The organism is Actinomadura viridis, assembly GCF_015751755.1.
In the GTDB taxonomy this organism is placed as follows: domain Bacteria; phylum Actinomycetota; class Actinomycetes; order Streptosporangiales; family Streptosporangiaceae; genus Spirillospora; species Spirillospora viridis.
Window position 1 is genome coordinate 3,832,227 of record NZ_JADOUA010000001.1, and the last position, 18,566, is coordinate 3,850,792.

At 76.8% G+C, this 18,566-nt stretch carries 13 protein-coding genes and 1 pseudogene; 10 read left to right on the top strand and 4 right to left on the bottom strand.

Annotation, left to right across the window (positions count from 1 at the left end; all coding sequences use genetic code 11):
* Positions 1 to 14 precede the first annotated feature (14 nt).
* Positions 15 to 467 carry a YbhB/YbcL family Raf kinase inhibitor-like protein gene (locus IW256_RS17320; RefSeq protein WP_197011973.1) on the bottom strand — a complete coding sequence of 151 codons (453 nt, stop codon included), beginning with the start codon at positions 465 to 467 and terminating at the stop codon, positions 15 to 17.
* A 233-nt stretch (positions 468 to 700) separates the two neighbouring features.
* On the opposite strand from IW256_RS17320, the gene IW256_RS17325 reads away from it, so the two are divergent.
* A complete protein-coding gene (locus tag IW256_RS17325) occupies positions 701 to 4,066 on the top strand; it encodes a hypothetical protein (protein ID WP_197011974.1) in 3,366 nt (1,121 codons plus the stop codon).
* A gap of 57 nt (positions 4,067 to 4,123) precedes the next feature.
* Here IW256_RS17325 and IW256_RS17330 read toward each other — a convergent pair whose 3' ends face one another.
* On the bottom strand, positions 4,124 to 6,142 hold the full coding sequence (locus IW256_RS17330) for a SpoIIE family protein phosphatase (protein ID WP_197011975.1): 2,019 nt from the start codon (positions 6,140 to 6,142) through the stop codon (positions 4,124 to 4,126).
* 272 nt (positions 6,143 to 6,414) lie between these two features.
* Between IW256_RS17330 and IW256_RS17335 the strand changes: the two are divergent.
* The 9 genes and pseudogenes from IW256_RS17335 to IW256_RS17375 all read left to right on the top strand — a co-directional run.
* Positions 6,415 to 6,617, top strand: a pseudogene (locus IW256_RS17335) (aldehyde dehydrogenase family protein); the annotation flags it as partial.
* Positions 6,618 to 6,886: 269 nt separating this feature from the next.
* Positions 6,887 to 7,537, top strand: a complete 651-nt coding sequence (locus IW256_RS17340; RefSeq protein ID WP_197011976.1) for a helix-turn-helix domain-containing protein — start codon at positions 6,887 to 6,889, stop codon at positions 7,535 to 7,537.
* Between the two features lie 88 nt (positions 7,538 to 7,625).
* The gene (locus IW256_RS17345) at positions 7,626 to 8,813 is read left to right on the top strand and encodes an NAD(P)/FAD-dependent oxidoreductase (protein WP_307828924.1); all 1,188 of its coding nucleotides are present in this window, start codon (positions 7,626 to 7,628) and stop codon (positions 8,811 to 8,813) included.
* Complete coding sequence (locus IW256_RS17350; RefSeq protein ID WP_197011977.1) at positions 8,810 to 9,139, top strand: (2Fe-2S)-binding protein; 330 nt, start codon at positions 8,810 to 8,812, stop codon at positions 9,137 to 9,139. Before IW256_RS17345 ends, IW256_RS17350 begins: the two co-directional genes overlap by 4 nt.
* Positions 9,136 to 10,626: an FAD-dependent oxidoreductase gene (locus IW256_RS17355; RefSeq protein WP_197011978.1), complete on the top strand. Its 1,491-nt coding sequence runs from the start codon at positions 9,136 to 9,138 to the stop codon at positions 10,624 to 10,626. Before IW256_RS17350 ends, IW256_RS17355 begins: the two co-directional genes overlap by 4 nt.
* A complete protein-coding gene (locus tag IW256_RS17360; protein WP_197011979.1) occupies positions 10,626 to 11,549 on the top strand; it encodes a dihydrodipicolinate synthase family protein in 924 nt (307 codons plus the stop codon). Before IW256_RS17355 ends, IW256_RS17360 begins: the two co-directional genes overlap by 1 nt.
* Positions 11,549 to 12,550 (top strand): proline racemase family protein, encoded by a 1,002-nt coding sequence (locus IW256_RS17365; protein ID WP_197011980.1) that lies wholly within the window; start codon positions 11,549 to 11,551, stop codon positions 12,548 to 12,550. Before IW256_RS17360 ends, IW256_RS17365 begins: the two co-directional genes overlap by 1 nt.
* A gap of 86 nt (positions 12,551 to 12,636) precedes the next feature.
* On the top strand, positions 12,637 to 14,064 hold the full coding sequence (locus IW256_RS17370) for an aldehyde dehydrogenase (NADP(+)) (protein WP_197011981.1): 1,428 nt from the start codon (positions 12,637 to 12,639) through the stop codon (positions 14,062 to 14,064).
* 166 nt (positions 14,065 to 14,230) lie between these two features.
* A complete protein-coding gene (locus IW256_RS17375) occupies positions 14,231 to 15,829 on the top strand; it encodes an FAD-binding oxidoreductase (protein ID WP_197011982.1) in 1,599 nt (532 codons plus the stop codon).
* A gap of 90 nt (positions 15,830 to 15,919) precedes the next feature.
* Here the strand turns inward: IW256_RS17375 and IW256_RS17380 are convergent, their stop codons facing one another.
* Complete coding sequence (locus IW256_RS17380) at positions 15,920 to 16,816, bottom strand: LysR family transcriptional regulator (protein ID WP_197011983.1); 897 nt, start codon at positions 16,814 to 16,816, stop codon at positions 15,920 to 15,922.
* Positions 16,817 to 17,020: 204 nt separating this feature from the next.
* The gene (locus tag IW256_RS17385) at positions 17,021 to 18,508 is read right to left on the bottom strand and encodes an NsdA family TPR-like regulatory protein (RefSeq protein ID WP_231403821.1); all 1,488 of its coding nucleotides are present in this window, start codon (positions 18,506 to 18,508) and stop codon (positions 17,021 to 17,023) included.
* Positions 18,509 to 18,566: the final 58 nt, after the last annotated feature.

Consider the following 18,566-nt stretch of genomic DNA (forward strand, 5'->3'; position numbering starts at 1 on the left):
CAGGTGACCACGGGTCACCTGGCGTAGGTGCCCACCAGCGTGCCGGTGGCCATCACCTTCCGCTCCTCGGCCAGCCGGAAGTCCTCGATCGAGAACCCGCGGGCGAGCCCGGACGGCTCCGACAGCCCGTACATCCGGAAGAAGTACCGGTGCGGCTCGTCCCCGGGCGGCGGGTGGGGGCCGCCGTACCCGGGCGTCCCGTAGTCGTTGCGGCCGGCGACCGCCCCCGCGGGCGTCTCGCCCGGTTCGAGCGCGGTCGTGTCCGGCGGGATCCCCGCCAGCAGCCAGTGGACGAACGTGCCCCGCGGCGCGTCGGGATCCACGCACACCAGCGCGATCTCCACCGCGTCCTCGGGCAGCCGCGACCACTCCAGCGGAGGGGACAGGTCCCCGCTCGCGTGCGCGTACTCGGCCGGGATCATGGTGTGGTCGCTGAACGCCCGGCTGCGCACCTCGATCTCGTACATGCCCTCCTCGTGCCCGCTCGTGCCCGTGAATGCACATGATTCCGCAGGTCGCGGGGCATGAGTTGCCCGAGGGGCGGGGGATGCGCCATCATCGTCGGCATGATCACGAGGAAGGGCGGTCTCCGCCCGGGCCGTTGAGCCCCACCCGGCCGGTCGGAGAACCGGCTGAGAGCCCCGCGCGCGCCGCCGACGAGCTGCTCGCGAACGTCGAACCCCTCCCGTACCCCCGGCGCATGCGCGAGCTGGCCCTGCACGCCCGCCGCCTGGCCGGAACCCCCGAGCTGACCGCGCTCCTGGACGAGCTGTCCGGACGCGGCCCCTACGAGCGCCGTACCGCGTTGCACATGGCCATGGCGGCCCGCGACCTCGACCGCGTGGCGGCCGTGCTGGCCGGGCCCGACATGGCGCTGCGCCGCGCGGCGCTCCGGGCCGTGCGGACGCTGCCCGTACCCGACGAGGCCGCCGCCGCGGCGCTCGACGACGCCCCGTCCGGCCTGCGCCGCGCCTTCTACCGCACGCTCCTGCACTCCCGGCGTACGGCGCTGGCCGACCGGCTGCTGCCCGCCGTCCGCGAGCGCTGGGGCGACCGGGAGGCGGCGGTGCTGCTGCCCGCCTGCACGGGACCGGTGGTGGCCCGGGAGCTGCCGGGGCTGGCGCACGCCGTCGTCGCCTGGCGGACGCTGGGCAGGCGGCACCCCGGGCCCGTCCTGGACGACGCGGAACGGGAGCTGGCCCGTACGCCCTTCCCGGTGGGCTTCTGGCGGCGCCGTGGCGCCGGTGTCGACGCCGCCGCCGCGCACGCCCCCGGGCGGGTGCTGTCCCTGTTCGAAGGCGGGGACCGGGCGCCGCGGCTTCCGGCCCTGTCGCCGACCGCCCTCGGGACGCTCGTCCGGGCCGAGCCGCGCCGCATGGTCCGGGTGCTGCTGGGGACGGCCTGGCCCTCCTACCCCGGCGTGCGGCCGGAGATGCTCGCTCACCTGCGGACCTGCCCGCAGGAGGAGATCACCGCACGGGTCCCGTCCCGGCCCTGGAGGCTGCGCTCCTTCCTTGAGGCCCTGCCTCCCGAGCGCAGGGAGGCGGCGTTCGACGCCGCCGCCGAGCGCGGCGCCGACGTGTCGGCCGGGCTGCGGGCCATGGATCTGCTGGACCTGCTGCCGGCCCCGAGGGCGGCCCGGGAGGCCCGCCGGATGCTGGACTGGCACGGCTCGGCATGGCATTCCTCCCGATCCCACGCGAACGACCCGGACCTGCCGCTGAGGCTCCAGGCGTTCCTGCCGTACGACGAGGCCGAGGCGCCGCTGCGGGAGGCCGCGTTCTCCGGCGATCCGCACCGGCGCGGGCTGGCCCGCGCGCTGTGGCTGGAGTGCGCCGCCCGCACGGGAGACCGGGCCGTCCTCGCGCGGGTCCTCGGCGAGCTGGCCGCGCGCACCGCCAACGACCAGGATCCCGTGCGGGGCGCGGTGCTCGGCGCGCTGGCGAAGATCGGCCCCGCCCGCTTCGACGACGGCTTCGCCGAACCGTTCGGCCTGCTGTCCGGGGCGGCCGTCGACGCCCGCGACTCCTCGGTCGCCACCCGGCGCCTCCTGCGCCTGCTCGCGGCCCGTGTCCTCCGGCACTCCGGCGGGACCGCGCTGGACGAATGGGGGCTGGGCGTCTACGTCCACCTGCTCGCGCGCCACGGCATCGGCGCGCTGGCACCCGCCCCGGACGGGGACCGTCCCCGCAGGAGGCGGACGCGGCGCCGCCCGCCGGCGGCCGACGACCACCGGCTCGACCGGGTCCTGCGCCGTGGACGGGAACGCGACCTGCTCGACCGGCTGGGCCCGCACCTGCGGGCCGCCCGCCGCCGCGGCGAGTTCGGGCTCGCGGTGGCGGTGGCGGCCTCGCTGGGTCGCCGCGCCCACGGGCTCGGGGAACTCCAGGACGATCTGCGCGCCGCGATCCTCCAGGCCCCCGAGGACCTCGCCCGCCGGGCGGCGGGCCTGTGGCTGGCCGAGCCCCGAGTCCGCGAGGACCGGGCCGCCGGGCTGCTGGACGCCGACCCCGCCGTGATCGCCCTCCCCGCGGTCTGGGACGTGGTCGCGCGGCGCCGCACGGACCTGCTGGGCCCGGTGCTGGACGGTGACCCGCCCGCCGAATGGGCGCCCCGCGTCGCGCCGGGCGGGGCCGGCCGGTGGACGCCCGCCCAGCGCGAACGGGTCCGGGCCCTCCTCCAGGCGAGGGCGGACGACGAGGACCTGCCCGTCACGGTCAGGACGACGGCGGCCGGCGGGCTCGGCCGCCTGCCCGGCACCCTGGAACGGCTGGCGTCCTGGGCGGAGCGGGAGGACGACGTCCTCGCCGAGACCGCGCTCGACGCCCTCGGCCACGGCGAGGATCCGGAGCGGAACCTGCGCGTCCTGCTCACCCTGGCCCGGGGGCGCGGCTCCCGCACCGCCGGCGCCGCCCTGGCCCGCTGCTGCGCCGCCGTCCCCCCGTCCCGGCTCGGGCCGCTGCTGAGCGAGACGCTGACCGGCCCGGACACCAAGGTGACCGTCCGCAGGCACGCCGTGCGCCAGCTGGAACGCCACCGGCCCCCCGGCGCCGCCGGGATCCTCCTCCGGGCGTGGAACGACCCGCGGCTGCACAAGGACGTGCGGGTCGCGGTCGCGGTGGCGCTGCGCCGCATGCCCGAGGTGCCCGGTGTCCTGGAGGCGCTCGGCGACGCGGCCGGGCCGTACAACGGGGATGTCATGCTCCGCACGCTCTTCCAGGCCCAGCCCTGGGAGTACGCCCCCGAGCACCGGCCCCGCTACGCCGCCCTGGTCCGCCGCCTCCTCAGTGCGGCGGGCGGACCGGGCGTGCGGTTCCGCGCCTCGCGGGCCTTCGGCGCCTGGGTGCCCTGGTACGAGGGCGGGTTCGGGGAGCTCCTCACCGCCGTCGGCGACCCGGGGGATCCGGTGGGAGGGAAGGACATGCCGGCCTTCCTGGCGCTGATGAGGGCCGGCGTGCTCCGCGAGGAGGTCCTGGAGGTGCTCGACCGCCTGCTCGAGACCGGCACCGGCCCGGAGGCGCGCGCCCGGGTGACCACGATCACCGGGGCGCTGGGCGGGCACCGGACCGGCGAGCCCCGGCGCGAGCTGGCCGCCCGGGCCGCCGGCAGGCTGGCGGCACACCCGCTCTACCTCGGCGAGGCGATGCGCCTGGCCGTCCTGCACCTGCCGGGCGTCCGGCCGGGCGACGGCGAGGCGAGCGGCCCGCCGCCCGCCGGGCTCGCCGGTGACCTCGCCACGGCGCTCGCGGCGATGGCGGCGCGGCTCCGGGACCGGCCCATGCTGGCCGCGGAGATCTGCGCGCGGCACCTGGGACCGTTCCTGCGCACCTACGGCGGCGGCTGCGCGGTCCCGCCCGCACTGCTGCTGCCCGCCGTCCGGCGCCTGCTGGAGGAGGGCCACCCCGTCGCCGGGCTGATGGCCGTCACCCTCACCGGCATCGCGGGGGAGGCGGCCGGCTGGCCCGGCGAGTGGCGCGCGCTCCTGGACCGCCTGCGCGGGTCGGACGTCCCGGACGTCGCCGAACGGGCCTGGGAGGTCACGGCGGACGCGGCGGAGGTGCTCTGACGAGCGGATGGCTGGACGGGCGGGCAGCGACGGGCCGGGGACGGGCCGGGGCGCGGGTCAGACCACGCCCGGCCCGTTCGGCCCGTTCGGCCGGTCCGGCCCGGTGCGCAGCAGCAGGATCGTGACGTCGTCCTGCGCCCCGGAACCGGTCAGCGCCAGCAGGGCGTCCGCGGCCCGGTCCAGCGGGCCCGAGCAGCCGATCAGCCGTTCGGCCAGCCGCGCCAGGCCCAGGTCGAGGCTCTCCCCGCGCCGCTCGATCAGGCCGTCGGTGTAGAGCAGCAGCGTGGACCCGGGCGGGAGGGCGAGCCGGGCCGTGCCGGGGACCTCCGGCCCGCCCACGCCCAGCGGCGGTCCGAGCGCGGCGTTCAGGAACGCGACCTCGCCGTCCGGCGCGCGGACCAGGGGAGGAGGGTGCCCGGCGTTGGCGTACTCGATCGTGCCGGCCGCCGGATCGACCACCGCGCAGCACGCCGTGACCATCACCTCGGCGGGGAACGCCGACGTCAGCCGGGAGGCCAGCGCCAGCGCCCGGTCGGGCGGGTGCCCCTCCAGCAGGTAGGCCGAGAGCCCGGCGCGGATCTGGCTCATCACGGCGGCGGCGCCGATCCCGTGCCCGCACACGTCCCCCACGGCCACCGCGACCCGGCCGCCGTCGACCGGGACCTGGTCGTACCAGTCGCCGCCGAGCCGCTCCTGGGAGGCGGGCCGGTAGCGGGCCCGGGTGGTGATCCCCGGCACCCGGGGCAGCCGGCCGGGCAGCAGGCTCCGCTGCAGCGTGCTCGCCACCCGCGACTCCAGGTCGAAACGGCGGGCCCGGCCCAGCGCCTGGGCGCCCAGCTCGGCGATCGCGATCAGGTCGGCCCGCTCGGCCGGGGCCGGCTCGTACCGGGCGGGCAGGACCACCGACAGCGCGCCGACCGGCTCGCCCAGCAGGCTGATCGGCAGCAGCGCCGTCGTGCCCGGTTCCCCGGAGGGAGGGCAGGCCGGGCAGACGCCCGCGGCGCGGCGCGCGGGCCCGGACCAGAACGGCCGGGGCCGCGCCAGCAGGTCGGCCAGCGCGGGCGGCAGCGGGCGGGCGGCCGGCAGCCCGCCGGGCGGCCCCCCGGGCGAGGCCCCGTCCAGGCCCGCCGAGGGGGTGGCGCCGAGCACGCCGGGCAGCCCGGCCGGCGGCCCGCCGGGCTCCCCCGCCGGCGGCTCGGGCCGCTCGTGCGCGGGCCCGGTGCAGGCCATCACGCGGAGCCCGGCGCCGGGCGCGCCGCCCATCCCGACGACGGTGACCAGCGCCCCGGCGTCGGTGACCGAACGGGCGTGCGCGGCGATGACGGCGGCGACCTGGCCGGTGGTGAGGGCGCCGGACAGCTCGGCCGCCAGCCGCTGCAGCCGCCCGGCGCGCCGTGCCGCGGCCTCCACGCCGGCGCGCTCGGCCCGCTCCGCGCCCAGCAGCAGCGCGTAGGACAGGTGCAGCCCCAGGTGGCGTGCCAGCTCCTCCACCACGGCGGTGTCGTCGGCGTCGAACGGCGGCCGGGACGCGGCGCGGCGCAACCGCAGGGTGCCGACGAGGCGCCCGCCCGCCACCAGCGGGACCGCCACCGCCCAGGGGTCGCCCGCGGGCGCCGCCGGAAGGCGCGGCGGCTCCCCGGACCCGCGATCCGCGGCGCTCTCGGAACCCGCTCCGTTCGGCGCGGCGGCTCCCGCCCCCGCGCCGGGGCCGGGACGGGGCTGGGCTTCCCGCCAGGCGCGGGCCAGCCAGGACTGCGCGGCGGACTCGTCGTCCAGGGCCGTGCCTGCCGGTGGACGCCCGCCCGGCTCGGTGTCGCCGAGGACCAGCGGCGGCGCCGCGCCGTCGCGGCCGGGGGCCGGCTCGATCGCGCAGAGGTCGGCGAACGCGGGCACCAGGACGCGGCCCGCCAGCCGCAGCCGCGCGGTCAGGGGCGCGGCGGGGTCCGGCGGCCCGGTGACGCCGGCCAGCAGGCGCCGGCGCGCCCGGTCGAGCGGGGAGGGGGAGAGCGCGGACGGCGGGCCCGCCCCGGCGGGCGGGGACGGAGCCGTTCCGGAGCCCGTTTCGATCATGCTCATGTGTGCACCCGCGGTCAGCGTGCGGTGAGGAACGTGAGATTAGCATCGGGAGAGGAATCCGGCCGCTTGTTTCGGCGTCCCGGAATGGCCGGGAACGGAAAAGCAGATCAGTACATGTCTGGATATTCAAGATTGGTATTCCGGCGGCGGAGCCGGTCGTCGCGCGGGTACGCCGGAGATGCACAAAGAATCCCGCTCCGTGCTGTCACCTCTGCGCGGAGTGAAGTCCCGGAAACGGTGAAAGGCTAAAACCGGGGAGGTCCGGCACGCGGGAGTTCGACCTGTACGTCGGGCAGCTGGTCACCGAGATGACGGTGAAGGCCGGGCAGAAGTGCACCGCCATCCGGCGCGCCCTCGTCCCCGAGGGCCTGATGGACGCGGTCACCGCGGCGGTGCGGGAACGGCCGGCCGCGGTGACGGTGGGCGACCCGGCCGATCCGAGGTGCGGATGGGCGCGCTGGCGAGCCTGGGTGAGCTGACGGTCACCCTGACGGTCACTTCCTGACCGCCAAGCAGACCTCCCCGCGCGAGGACGCCCCGTACGGCGAGGTGCGCTGGGACACCGACGTCACCAACCAGGACGGCGCCTCGGTCGCCGAGTACGACGTCCTCGCCCTGGTGGCCAAGCGCCCCGCGGGCTGACGCCCGGAGGCCCGGCGCCCCGCGCCCCAGGGCCGCCCGGTATCCTTGTTCGGTAAAGCGAACATGGTGAGCGGTGGCCGCCGGGCGCGAGCGGAGGATGCGGTGGGCGAGGTCGGCAGGGGAGACGTCGGCGCGGGCGGCGCGGGCGCCGCCGGCGAGTCGGTGCGGGACATGCTGGCGGCCAACCTGCGTCGCGCCCGCACCGGGCTGGGCCTGTCGCTGTCGGAGCTGTCCCGCCGCTCGAAGATCGGCAAGGCGACGTTGTCGCAGCTGGAGGCGGGGACGGGCAACCCCACCATCGAGACCGTCTTCAGCCTGTCGCGGGCGCTGGAGATCCCGATCTCCGACCTGCTCGACCAGAGCCGCCCGGCCGGCCTGACCGTGGTGCGGGCCGCCGGGGTGGAGGTGCTGCGCGGCGCGGGGGTCGACCTGCGCCCCCTGCGCGGCATCGAGGCGGGGGACGCGATCTTCGAGGTGTACGACCAGCGGGTGCGGGCCGGAGCGACCCAGGACTCGCTGGGACACGTGGGCATGGAGCACACGATCGTGCAGGTGGGGCGGCTGCGCGTTCGGGTGGACGGCCGGGAGGTGGAGCTGGGGCCGGGCGACTACGTCGGCTTCGACGCCCGGCTCCCGCACCGCTACACCGCGCCGGACGGGCCGGTCCACTCGGTCCTGCTCCTGCAATACCGTACTGACCAGCGGCTTCACGCCGATCCCGCGCGTCCGGGGTGCCTGGAGCCCGCGCGCTGACCGGCCGCCGGCCGCCGCGTTGACAGGGCCCGGCACCGGCCGTACTCTCAACTTCGTTCGGTTTAACGAACGATCTCGGGAGGGTGGCGTGCGGGGGACGCGGATCGTGGTGCTGGGCGCCGGCATCGTCGGCGCCGCCTGCGCCCGCGAGCTGGCCCTGGCCGGGTGCGCGGTCACCGTCCTGGAGCGGGGCGGCCCCGCCGCCGCGACGACCGCGCACGGCGAGGGCAACGTGCTCGTCTCCGACAAGGGCCCGGGCCCCGAGCTGGAGCTGGCCCGGCTGTCGCGCCGCCTGTGGCCCGAGGTCCTGGACGAGGTCGCCGCGCACCGGCCCGGAGCCGCCGCGGCCGTGGAGTGGGAGCCCAAGGGCGGCATCGTCGTCGCCACCACCGGGGAGGGCGCGCGGGAGCTGGAACGCTTCGCCGCCTCCCAGCGCGCGGCGGGCGTCGCGGCCGAGGCCCTGGACCCCGCCGCCCTCGCCCGCGCCGAACCCCACCTGACCCGCGACGTCACCGCCGCCGTCGCCTACCCCGAGGACGCCCAGGTGCAGCCGTCCGGCGCCGCCGCCGCCCTGCTCGGCGACGCGCTGCGGGCCGGGGCCGTCCTGCGCACCGGCTGCGACGTGCGGGAGGCGGTGACCCGGGGCGGGCGCCTCACCGGGGTGCGCACCTCCCTCGGCCTGGTCGAGGGCGACGCCTTCGTCGACGCCGCCGGCCCCTGGGCGGGCGAGCTGTCGGCCCGGCTCGGCGCCCCGGTGGACGTGCGCCCCCGCCGCGGCGAGGTCCTGGTCACCACGCCGATGCCGCCGACGGTGTTCCACAAGGTCTACGACGCCGATTACGTGGGCGCGGTCGGCAGCGGCGCCGGCGACCTCCAGGCGTCGGCGGTGGTGGAGTCCACCCGCGCCGGCACGATCCTGCTCGGCTCGTCCCGGCGCCGCGTCGGGTTCGACGACCGGACGCGGCCCGAGGTGCTGTCGGTCATCGCGGCCAAGGCGCTGCGGCTGTTCCCCTCGCTGGCCGGCGTCCCGGTGATGCGCGCCTACGGCGGGTTCCGCCCGTACGTCCCCGACCACCTGCCGGTGATCGGCCCCGACCCCCGGCTGGACGGCCTCTGGCACGCCGGCGGGCACGAGGGCGCCGGGATCGGCCTGTCGGCGGGCACCGCCCGCCTGCTGCGCGACCTGATGCTGGGCGGGCGGCCTGACCTGGACCCCGCGCCGTTCCGCGTGGACCGTCCCGCCGTTCTCGGCGCCGTGGAAGGAGAGACCCGATGAGCCCGCGACTGATCCCGGCGGAGCGGGACCCGGCCGGGCGCCGCGACTCCGTCCTGCGCCTCACCGTGGACGGGGAGCCGCTGGAGGGGGTGGCGGGCCAGACGGTCGCGGGCGTGCTGCTGGCGGCGGGCCGCCGGGCCTGGCGGGAGGCGCCCTCGGGCGCGCCGCGCGGGGTCTTCTGCGGCATCGGCGTCTGCTTCGACTGCCTGGTCACCGTGAACGGCGAGCGCGACGTGCGCGCGTGCCGCCGCCGGGCCCTGGACGGCGACGTGGTCACGACCCAGGCCCGGGCGCTGCCGGGCGGGGGCGGGGAGGGGGCGCGATGAGCCGCCACGTCGCCGTCGTCGGCGCCGGACCGGCGGGCCTGGCCGCCGCCGCCGCGGCGCTGCGCGCGGGGGCCCGGGTGACGCTGCTCGACGCGGCCGAGGAACCGGGCGGGCAGTACCACCGGATGCTCCCCGCCGCGTTCGCCGCCACCCGCCCCGAACGCCTGCACCACGGCTGGCGCGGCTTCGACCGGATGCGCCGCCACGTGCTCGGCCACCCGCGCTGCGACTGGTGGCCGGAGAGCGCGGTCTGGTCCCTGGAACGTTCCGCGCCGGGCGATCCCCGGCCCCCGCGCGTCCACGCGCTCCGCGGCCCCGCCGACGGCGGCCGGCGCGAGCGGCACGTGCTCGCCCCCGACGCGCTCGTCCTCGCGCCGGGCGCGCACGACCGGGTCCTGCCGTTCCCCGGATGGGAACTGCCCGGCGTGTTCACCGCCGGGGCGGCGCAGGCCCTCGCCAAGGGCGAGCGCCTGGCGGTCGGCGACGACGTCGTGGTGGCGGGCACCGGCCCCTTCCTGCTCCCGGTGGCCGCCGCGCTGCTGGACGCCGGCTCGCGCGTCGCGGAGGTCCTGGAGGCCAACCCGCCCGCGACCGTCCTGCGCGGCTGGGCCGGCCGCCCGTGGGAACTGGCCCCCCACCACGGCAAGGCCGGCGAGCTCGCCGCGTACGGCGCCCTGCTCGCCCGGCACCGCGTCCCGTACCGGCTGGGCCGGGCCGTCGTCGAGGCCAGGGGGGACGGCCGGGTGGAGGAGGTCGTCACCGCCCGGCTCCGCGCGGACTGGTCGGTGGTCCCCGGCACCGCACGCACCGTCGCGGTGGACGCCCTGTGCGTCTCGCACGGGTTCACGCCCCAGCTCGAACTGCCCGTCGCCGCGGGCTGCGCGCTGCGGCGCGTCTCGGCGGCCGAGTCCTACGTCCAGGTCGACGGCGACCAGCTCACCAGCGTCCCCAGGGTGTACGCGGCGGGCGAGATCACCGGGATCGCGGGGGCTCCCGCCGCCCGCGCCGAGGGGCTGCTGGCCGGCTGGCTCGCCGCCGGAGGCTCGCCCGCCGCCCCCGAGAGCCACCGCGCGCGCCTCCGCCGCGACCAGGGCCGCGCCTTCGCCGCGCGGCTCGCCGCCGCGCACCCGGTCGGCGCCGGCTGGCCGGGCTGGCTGCGGCCGGACACCGTCGTGTGCCGGTGCGAGGAGACCTCCTACGCAACGCTGTGCGACGCCGCCGGCGACCCGGCCGGAGGCGCCGCCCGCACCGTGAAACTGGGCACCCGCGCCGGGCTCGGCCCGTGCCAGGCCCGCGTCTGCGGCCCCACCGTCGCCGAACTGCTCGCCCGCCGCGCCGCCGGAACCCCCGGGCACCCCGTGGAGGGGCTGGCCCCCGCCACCCCGCACCACCGGCCCATCGCCCAGCCCATCCGGCTCGGCGAACTGGCCGCGCCGCCGCATCCGCCCACCCAGACCCCGAACCAGCACGAGGAAGAGAACCCCTGATGAGCAGCGACCACACGAGCCTGGGCGGCGTCATCGTCGCCACGGCCCTGCCGTACCGCGAGGACCCCTCCGCCCCCGCCGGGCTGGCCGTCGACTACGACCGGTACGCCGACCACTGCCGCTGGCTGGTGGACAGCGGCTGCCGCGGCGTCGGCCCCAACGGCTCCCTCGGCGAGTACTCCTCGCTGACCGACGAGGAGCGCCGCCGCGTGGCCCGGACCGCGATCGAGGCCGTGGGCGCCGACGGCGTCGTGGTCGTCGGCGTGCACGCCCCCGGCTCCCACCAGGCCCGGCACTGGGCCGAGCTGGCCGCCGAGGACGGCGCGGACGGCGTGCTGTGCCTGCCGCCCACCATGTACCGGGCCAACCCGGGCGAGGTCGTCGCCCACTACGAGGCCGTCGCCTCCGCCGGCCTGCCGGTCATGGTCTACAACAACCCCATCGACACCAAGGTGGACCTCACCCCCGGCCTGCTCGCCGAGATCGCCGAGATCGACGGCGTCGTCGCCGTCAAGGAGTTCTCCGGCGACGTCCGGCGGGTCCTGGAGATCCGGGAGAGGGCCCCCGGCCTGGAGGTGGTCGCCGGCGCCGACGACGTGACGCTGGAGGCGCTGCTGATGGGCGCGACCGGCTGGTTCGCCGGGTTCCCCAACGTCTTCCCCGCCGAGTCGGCGGAGCTGTACGAGCTGGCCCTGGCGGGCAGGCTGGAGGAGGCCCGCGCCCTGTACGAGCCGCTGGTCGCCGCGTTCCGCTGGGACTCGCGAACCGAGTTCGTCCAGGCCATCAAGCTCGGCATGGACCAGGTCGGCCGGTACGGCGGCCCCTGCCGTCCCCCGCGCGGCCCGCTGACCGACGCGCACCGCGAGGGGGTCACCGCCGACATGAACCGCGCGATCGAGGCGTTGCAGCGGCGGGCGGGCTGATGCGCTCGGCCCGCACGATCAGCGCGGTCGACTCCCACACCGAGGGCATGCCGACCCGCGTCGTCACCGGAGGGGTGGCGCCGATCCCCGGCGCCACCATGGCCGAGCGGCGCCGTCACGCCGCCGCGCACCTGGACGGGCTGCGCCGGTTCCTCATGGACGAGCCGCGCGGGCACGCCGCGATGAGCGGCGCGATCCTGCAGCCGCCGACCCGCCCGGACGCCGACTGGGGCGTCCTCTACATCGAGGTGAGCGGCTTCCTGCCGATGTGCGGGCACGGCACCGTCGGGGTGGCGACGGTCCTGGTCGAGACCGGGATGGTCGAGGTGACCGAGCCGGAGACCGTCGTCCGGCTCGACACCCCGGCGGGCCTGGTCGAGGCGCGGGTGGCGGTCCGCGACGGCGCCGCCGAGAACGTCACGCTGCGCAACGTCGCCTCGTTCGCCGTGGAGCAGGACACGGTCGTGACCGTCCCCGGCCTCGGGGACGTGCGCTACGACATGGCCTACGGGGGCAACTTCTACGCCATCACCGAGCTGGACCGGCTCGGGCTCCCGTTCGACCGGGCCCGCAAGGACGACATCCTGCGCGCGGGCCTGGACATCATGGCCGCCATCAACGAACAGAACCGGCCGGTCCACCCGGAGGACCCCGGCATCGGCGGCTGCAAGCACGTGCAGTTCCTGGCGCCCGGCTCCGGCGCGCGCCACTCGCGGCACGCCATGGCCATCCACCCGGGCTGGTTCGACCGTTCCCCCTGCGGCACCGGCACCTCGGCCCGGATGGCGCAGCTGCACGCGCGCGGCGAGCTGCCCCTGCACACCGACTTCGTGAACGAGTCGTTCATCGGCACCCGCTTCGTCGGGCGGCTGGTCGGCACCACCACGGCCGGGGGGCTGGCCGCCGTGGTCCCGGAGTTCACCGGCCGCGCCTGGATCACCGGCATGGCCTCCTACCTGCTGGATCCCTCCGACCCGTTCCCCGAGGGCTTCGTCCTCTAGAGGCTCCGTCCTCCAGGGGAACGGGCCCGGCGGGACGGGTGATCGGTAACCTGCACGCACATCCCCATCGACGAAGGGAACGGCGCATGAGCGCAACGGACCGGGCGGTGTCCGCCGCCGTCGCGGCCGCCGAGACGTGGGCGGCGACCCCGCCTGAGGCCAGGGCGAGGGCGCTGGTCGCGGTGGCGGACGCCCTGGAGGCGGCCCGCGAGGAACTGGTGCCGCTGGCGGGTACGGAGTCCCACCTCCCCCCGGCGCGCCTGAACGGTGAGCTGACCCGTACCACCTTCCAGCTGCGCCTCTTCGCCGAAGAGGTCGCGGCGGGCGGCTTCTACGACGCGCGCATCGACCGCCCCGACCCCGACTGGCCCACCGGCCCGCGGCCCGACCTGCGCCGCTACCGCACCGCGCTGGGCCCGGTGCTGGTGTTCGCCGCCAGCAACTTCCCGTTCGCCTTCAGCGTCGCCGGAGGCGACACCGCCTCGGCGCTGGCCGCGGGCTGCCCGGTCGTCCTCAAGGCCCACCCGGGCCACCCCGCGCTCTCCCGCCGCACGGCCGAGATCGTCGCCGCCGCGCTCAAGGAGGCCGGGGCGCCCGACGGCACCTTCGGGCTCATCGAGGGCGAGCGGGAGGGCGTGGAGGCGCTGCGGCACCCGGGCGTCAAGGCCGCGGCGTTCACCGGCTCCGAACGCGGCGGCCTGGCCCTGGCCCGGATCGCGGCGGAACGGCCCGAGCCCATCCCGTTCTACGGCGAACTGGGCAGCACCAACCCGGTCGTGGTCACCGCCCGCGCCGCCGAGGCGCGCGCCGAGGAGATCGCCCAGGGCTACGTCGGCTCCCTCACCCTGGGGGCGGGCCAGTTCTGCACCAACCCCGGCATCCTGTTCGTCCCGGCGGGCGCCGCGGGCCGCCTCACCGGCCGCGTCACCGCGCTGCTCGGCGAGGTCGCCGCGGCCCCGATGCTCAACGACCGGATCGAGGCGGGCTACCTGGACGCCGCACGGGCCCTGGGCGACCGTCCCGGCGCCCGCCGCCTGGTCTGGCCGGACGACGACGCCTCGCCCGCGCCCCGGCTCCTCGCCATGGACCTGGACGCGTTCGCCGCCGACCGCGACGCCGCGGCCCGGGAATGCTTCGGGCCGCTGGGACTGGTGGTGACCTACGAGCGCGTCCAGGACGTCGCCGACCTCCTGGAGACCCTCCCCGGCCAGCTCACCACGTCCCTGCACGCCGAGCCGGAGGACACCGGCGAGCTGGGCGACCTGGCGGGCGTGCTGGCCGGGCGCAGCGGGCGCGTCCTGTGGAACCAGTGGCCCACCGGCGTCTCGGTGACCCACGCCATGCAGCACGGCGGCCCGTTCCCGGCCACCACCACGCCCGCCACCACCTCGGTCGGCACCGCGGCCATCGAACGGTTCCTGCGCCCCGTCACCTACCAGAACTGGCCCCGGGACCTCCTGCCGCCGCCGCTGCGCGACGACAACCCCTGGGGCGTCCCGCAGCGGATCAACTGAACCAGCGGGGGGCGCCCGCCCGGCCGCCCCGGGCGGGCGCTCTCCGGCCGGCGGTGCCGCGCGGGGAGGTACGTCCACCGCGCCGGTGGGCCCAGCCCCACTGACCGTCGCGGGCTCTGTTCCTAGGTTTTTCCTAGGTTGAGGATCTCCGGAACGAGGAGCCCGCATGACCGGACACACCAGAAGGAACGTACTGCGGGGCGGCCTGGCCACCGCCGCGGCGGCGGGCGTCGCCGTCCCCGCGCAGGCCGCCGAGGCGGCCCCGGCCGGCGCCGACCGCCCGCGCCCTCCGTCCCCCGCCAGGATCGGGCGGGACGACCCGCGCCACCGGTTCCTGGCCTCCCGCGGATACAACCGGCGGTTCGACGGCCGGCCCGAGCACGTCTGGGTGGTGGGCACCACCGGCGACGTCGTCCGGGCGGTGCAGGAGGCCGTCGACACCGGCAGGAGGGTCGCGGTCCGCAGCGGCGGCCACGGCTTCGAGGGCTTCGTCGACGACCCCGCCGTGCGGGTCGTCATCGACACCTCCGCCATGAACGCCGTCCACTACGACGCGCGCCGCCGCGCCTTCGCCGTGGAGGCGGGCGCCCTGCTGGGCGACGTCTACCGCAGGCTGTACCTGGGCTGGGGCGTGACGATCCCCGCCGGATGGTGCCCCACCGTGGGCGCCGGCGGTCACGTGCTGGGCGGCGGCTACGGCCCGCTGTCACGGATGATGGGCCTGGCCGTCGACCACCTCTACGCGGTCGAGGTCGTCGTGGTGGACCGGGCGGGCCGGGCACGCGCCGTCGTGGCCACGCGGGACCCCTCCGACCCCGCCCGGGACCTGTGGTGGGCGCACACCGGCGGCGGGGGCGGCAACTTCGGCATCGTCACCCGCTACTGGTTCCGGACGCCCGGCGCGCGCGGCGACGACCCCGCCCGCCTGCTGCCCGCGCCGCCGCCCACCGCCCTGAGCTTCACGATCGAGTGGGACTGGAACAAGCTCGACAAGTCCTCCTTCGCCCGGCTCGTACGCAACTACGGCGCCTGGGCGGAACGCAACAGCGCCCCGGGCTCTCCGGCGACCAGGCTCTACAGCGAACTTGAGCTCAACCGCCGTCCCCTCGGGACGATCATCCTGATCGGCCAGGTGGCCGCCACGTCCGGCGCCGAACGGCTGCTGGACGACCACCTGGCCGCCGTCCGCCGCGGCGTCCCGGCCGTCCCGGTCCGCCGGACACAGGCCCGGCCCTGGCTCGCCGCCGCCCTGGCCGGCCCGCCGGGCGTCCCCGGTCCCGACTTCAGGCTGAAGTCCAAGTCGGCCTACCTGCGACGCTCCCTGTCCGCGCGGCAGATCGACGCCCTCCACCACCACCTCACCCGGTCCGACTACGAATACCCGGGCGGCGGCCTGGGCCTCTACACCTTCGGCGGCCAGGTCAACACGGTCGCCCCGGACGCGACGGCCACACCCCACCGCGACACGATCATGAAGCTCTTCCTCATCAACGGCTGGGAGGACCCCGCCGACGACGCCCGGAACATCGCCTGGGTGCGGGGGCTGTACCGCGACCTGTACGCCGACACCGGGGGCGTCCCCGCGGCCGGGGACGGCGCGTTCATCAACTACCCCGACACCGACCTCGCCGACCCCGCCTGGAACAAGGGAGCCCCCTGGCACGCCCTCTACTACGGGGACAACTACGCGCGGCTCCAGCGGATCAAGGCGAAATGGGACCCGCGGAACGTCTTCCACCACGCCCTGTCCGTCCGTCCCGCCTAACGACCGCACATCGTCCGCCGGGCACGGCGCGCGTTGACTTGCGGCGAGTTGCTGGGTTCGGGCCGCCAGAACCCAGCAACTCGCCGCAAGTCAACGTTCCGGGGGCGGGCCGGTGACCGCCCGGAAGTTGCGGAGGACCGGCCCGGTGTCGGCCCGCCGCCAGGCCAGCAGCAGCGGCGCGTCCCGGGCCTCGGGGGAGAGGCGGCGGAAGACCACGTCGTCGCGGCGGGCGCCCGCCGCGACCGTCCAGGGCACGATCGAGACGCCCATGCCCGCCGCCACCAGCCCCACGATGGTCTGCATCTGCACGGCCTCCTGCACCACCCGCGGCTCGAACCCCGCCGCCCGCGTCACCTGGAGGACGCGGGAATGCAGGCCCAGGCCCAGATCGCGCGGGAACAGCACGAACGCCTCGTCCGCGAGATCGGTGACCGGCAGCGGGTCGCGGTGTGCGTGGGGGTGACCGGCGGGCAGCAGCGCCAGCAGCGGTCCCCGCGCGAACTCCCGGGTGGCCAGGACGTCGCGGGCGGCGCCGGTGACGGGGGCGTGCAGGATGCCGACGTCGAGCCCGCCCGTGACCAGTTCCTCGGCCTGCCGAACGCTGGGCAGCTCACGCAGGTCCAGCTCGACACCGGGATAACGGCCGCGGAAACGGCGCAGCACCGGGGGCAGCAGCGTGTTGGCGGCCGAGCCGACGAAACCGATCGCCAGGCGGCCGACCTCGCCCCGCCCCACCTGCCGCGCGTTCCGGGCGGCGCGGTCGGCGTGCTCCAGGCTGCGCCGGGCGTCCTCGGCGAACGCCCGTCCGGCGGGCGTGATCCGCACCTCGCGGGTGGTCCGCTCGAACAGCTCGACGCCCAGCTCGTCCTCCAGACGGCGCAGCCGCCGGCTGAGCTGCGGCTGCTGCAGGCCGAGGCGGCGGGCCGCCCGGGCGAAGTGCAGTTCCTCCGCCAGCGCGACGACGCAGCGGAGCTGATCCAGGTTCATGCGCGGCTCATGCGCCCACGTCGGCGTGCCGGTCGGCCATCGTGTCGCGTCTCCCTTGCCCCGCCGCGGAGTGTACCGGCGGGCGCGGTGGCACCGTGGCCGCTCCCAGGGCCTCTCCCGTGACGATCGCGGGTTTCGGGCATCGCCATGGTTCGCCAGGACGAGCGGGCCGGTGTCATGCCGCCTCAGGAGGAGGCGCCGTGCTCAGCCCCCGTTGGGCAGCTCGTGCAGGTCGTGGACGATCGTCTCGCGGCAGAACGCCTCGATGCGCTCGTCGAGTTCGGCCGCCCGCGGGTCGCCCCGGTAGCGCGGCGAGGCCAGCTCGGCGCGCACCCCGCCCAGCGCCTTGGGCAGCGCGTCGATCCTCCTGTCGGCGGGCAGCGCGAGCACCGGGGACAGATCGACCGCGTCGAGCCGTCCGGCGCGCAGCTGCCCGCGCGCCAGGTGGATATGGGTGATCGCCTCGGTCCCGTAGCTGCGCTGCTCGGCCGGTGCCTCGGAGTACAGGGCGGCGCCGCGTTCCAGTACGGGAACGGCGTCGTTCTCGCCGCCCGGGATCTCCAGGAGCGCCGTACCCGCGAGCGACGCCTGGTAGGCGGCCGAGCACGCGAACTCGCCGCCGATCTCGTCGTGGATCTCGTCGACGTAGGGCCGTTCCGCGGCGGCGCGGCCCTCTTCGAGCGCGGCGCGTACCCCCTCCTCGTCTCCGAGCCGCGCGCAGGCCCGCGCGTCCAGCAGGTGCAAGTGCGCGGCACCGGGCCCGTCGGGCAGGTAGGCGAACCCGCTGCGGGCGAGGTCGCGGGCCTGGCGGGGGCGGCCCTCCCAGTAGGCGATCGAGGACAGCGCGCCGCGCATGAATCCCATCAGCGGCCGGTGGCCGATGCCCTGCGCGTAGGCCCAGCCCGCCCGGAGCAGCTCACCGGCCGCGTGCGGGTAGCCCAGGTCCTGGGCCGCGTTGGCCATCAGGGCGTGGAGGGCGCCGAGCAGCAGGTAGAGCTCGGTGGCGTCCCGGGGCCAGAGCTTCTTGTCGAGCGCCGTGTACATGCGTGCGCGGACGCGGCGCATCTCCTGGAAAAGGGGGAAAGGGTCCCCGGTGAGGTATTCGTTGGCGAGCCGGACGACATCGGCCCGCATTTGTTCGAGGGTCGCCTCGCCGATGTCGCGCCGTTCGGCCCGCTCCGCGTGCTCGCTGGATTCGTGCGCCGCCATGATCACCACCTCGTGCTCGGGGTCCTCATAGGCGAAGGGCTCTTCCCGACCGTACGCGCCGTCGTCGGGGGTTCGCACCTCCGGCGGGCGGGCGTTGATGAGTTCGAGCAGGGTGAGCCGGTGGGCCTCGGGAAGGCGGGCCAGGTCGTCCTCGTCGACCAGGCGGGTGATGTCCGTCCCGTACACGTCGGCGAGACCGCGCAGGATCGTCAGGCGGGGGCGTTCACCCCCGTGCGGCCAGCGCTCGTACGCGCCGACGCGGCTGCCGGACATGGGGGCGCGGCCGTCATGGTCGTGGCGCCGGTTGTAGTGGTCGGCCGCGGTGTCCTGGGACCAGCCGTGGGCGTGCCGCCAGGCCGCGCGGGCGCGGTAGCCCCAGCGGCGCATCATCTCCTCGGCGATGGCCTGGCGCGAGCGCCCGGCGGCGAGCATCCGTTCCCGGAGAGCGTCACGCTGACGCTTTGCCGGTTTTTGTGGTGACATTTGGGGGGAACCTCCTTGGGTCGTTCTGCCTCCATTACGCCTGCTCAATTCGAAGATC

Coding starts and splice junctions, on each gene's coding strand:
- IW256_RS17370 (WP_197011981.1), top strand. CDS start 12,637: ATGAGCGCAACGGACCGGGCGGTGTCCGCCGCCGTCGCGGCCGCCGAG.
- IW256_RS17375 (WP_197011982.1), top strand. CDS start 14,231: ATGACCGGACACACCAGAAGGAACGTACTGCGGGGCGGCCTGGCCACC.
- IW256_RS17385 (WP_231403821.1), bottom strand. CDS start 18,508: ATGTCACCACAAAAACCGGCAAAGCGTCAGCGTGACGCTCTCCGGGAA.
- IW256_RS17360 (WP_197011979.1), top strand. CDS start 10,626: ATGAGCAGCGACCACACGAGCCTGGGCGGCGTCATCGTCGCCACGGCC.
- IW256_RS17355 (WP_197011978.1), top strand. CDS start 9,136: ATGAGCCGCCACGTCGCCGTCGTCGGCGCCGGACCGGCGGGCCTGGCC.
- IW256_RS17350 (WP_197011977.1), top strand. CDS start 8,810: ATGAGCCCGCGACTGATCCCGGCGGAGCGGGACCCGGCCGGGCGCCGC.
- IW256_RS17325 (WP_197011974.1), top strand. CDS start 701: ATGCGCGAGCTGGCCCTGCACGCCCGCCGCCTGGCCGGAACCCCCGAG.
- IW256_RS17320 (WP_197011973.1), bottom strand. CDS start 467: ATGTACGAGATCGAGGTGCGCAGCCGGGCGTTCAGCGACCACACCATG.
- IW256_RS17330 (WP_197011975.1), bottom strand. CDS start 6,142: ATGAGCATGATCGAAACGGGCTCCGGAACGGCTCCGTCCCCGCCCGCC.
- IW256_RS17365 (WP_197011980.1), top strand. CDS start 11,549: ATGCGCTCGGCCCGCACGATCAGCGCGGTCGACTCCCACACCGAGGGC.
- IW256_RS17380 (WP_197011983.1), bottom strand. CDS start 16,816: ATGAACCTGGATCAGCTCCGCTGCGTCGTCGCGCTGGCGGAGGAACTG.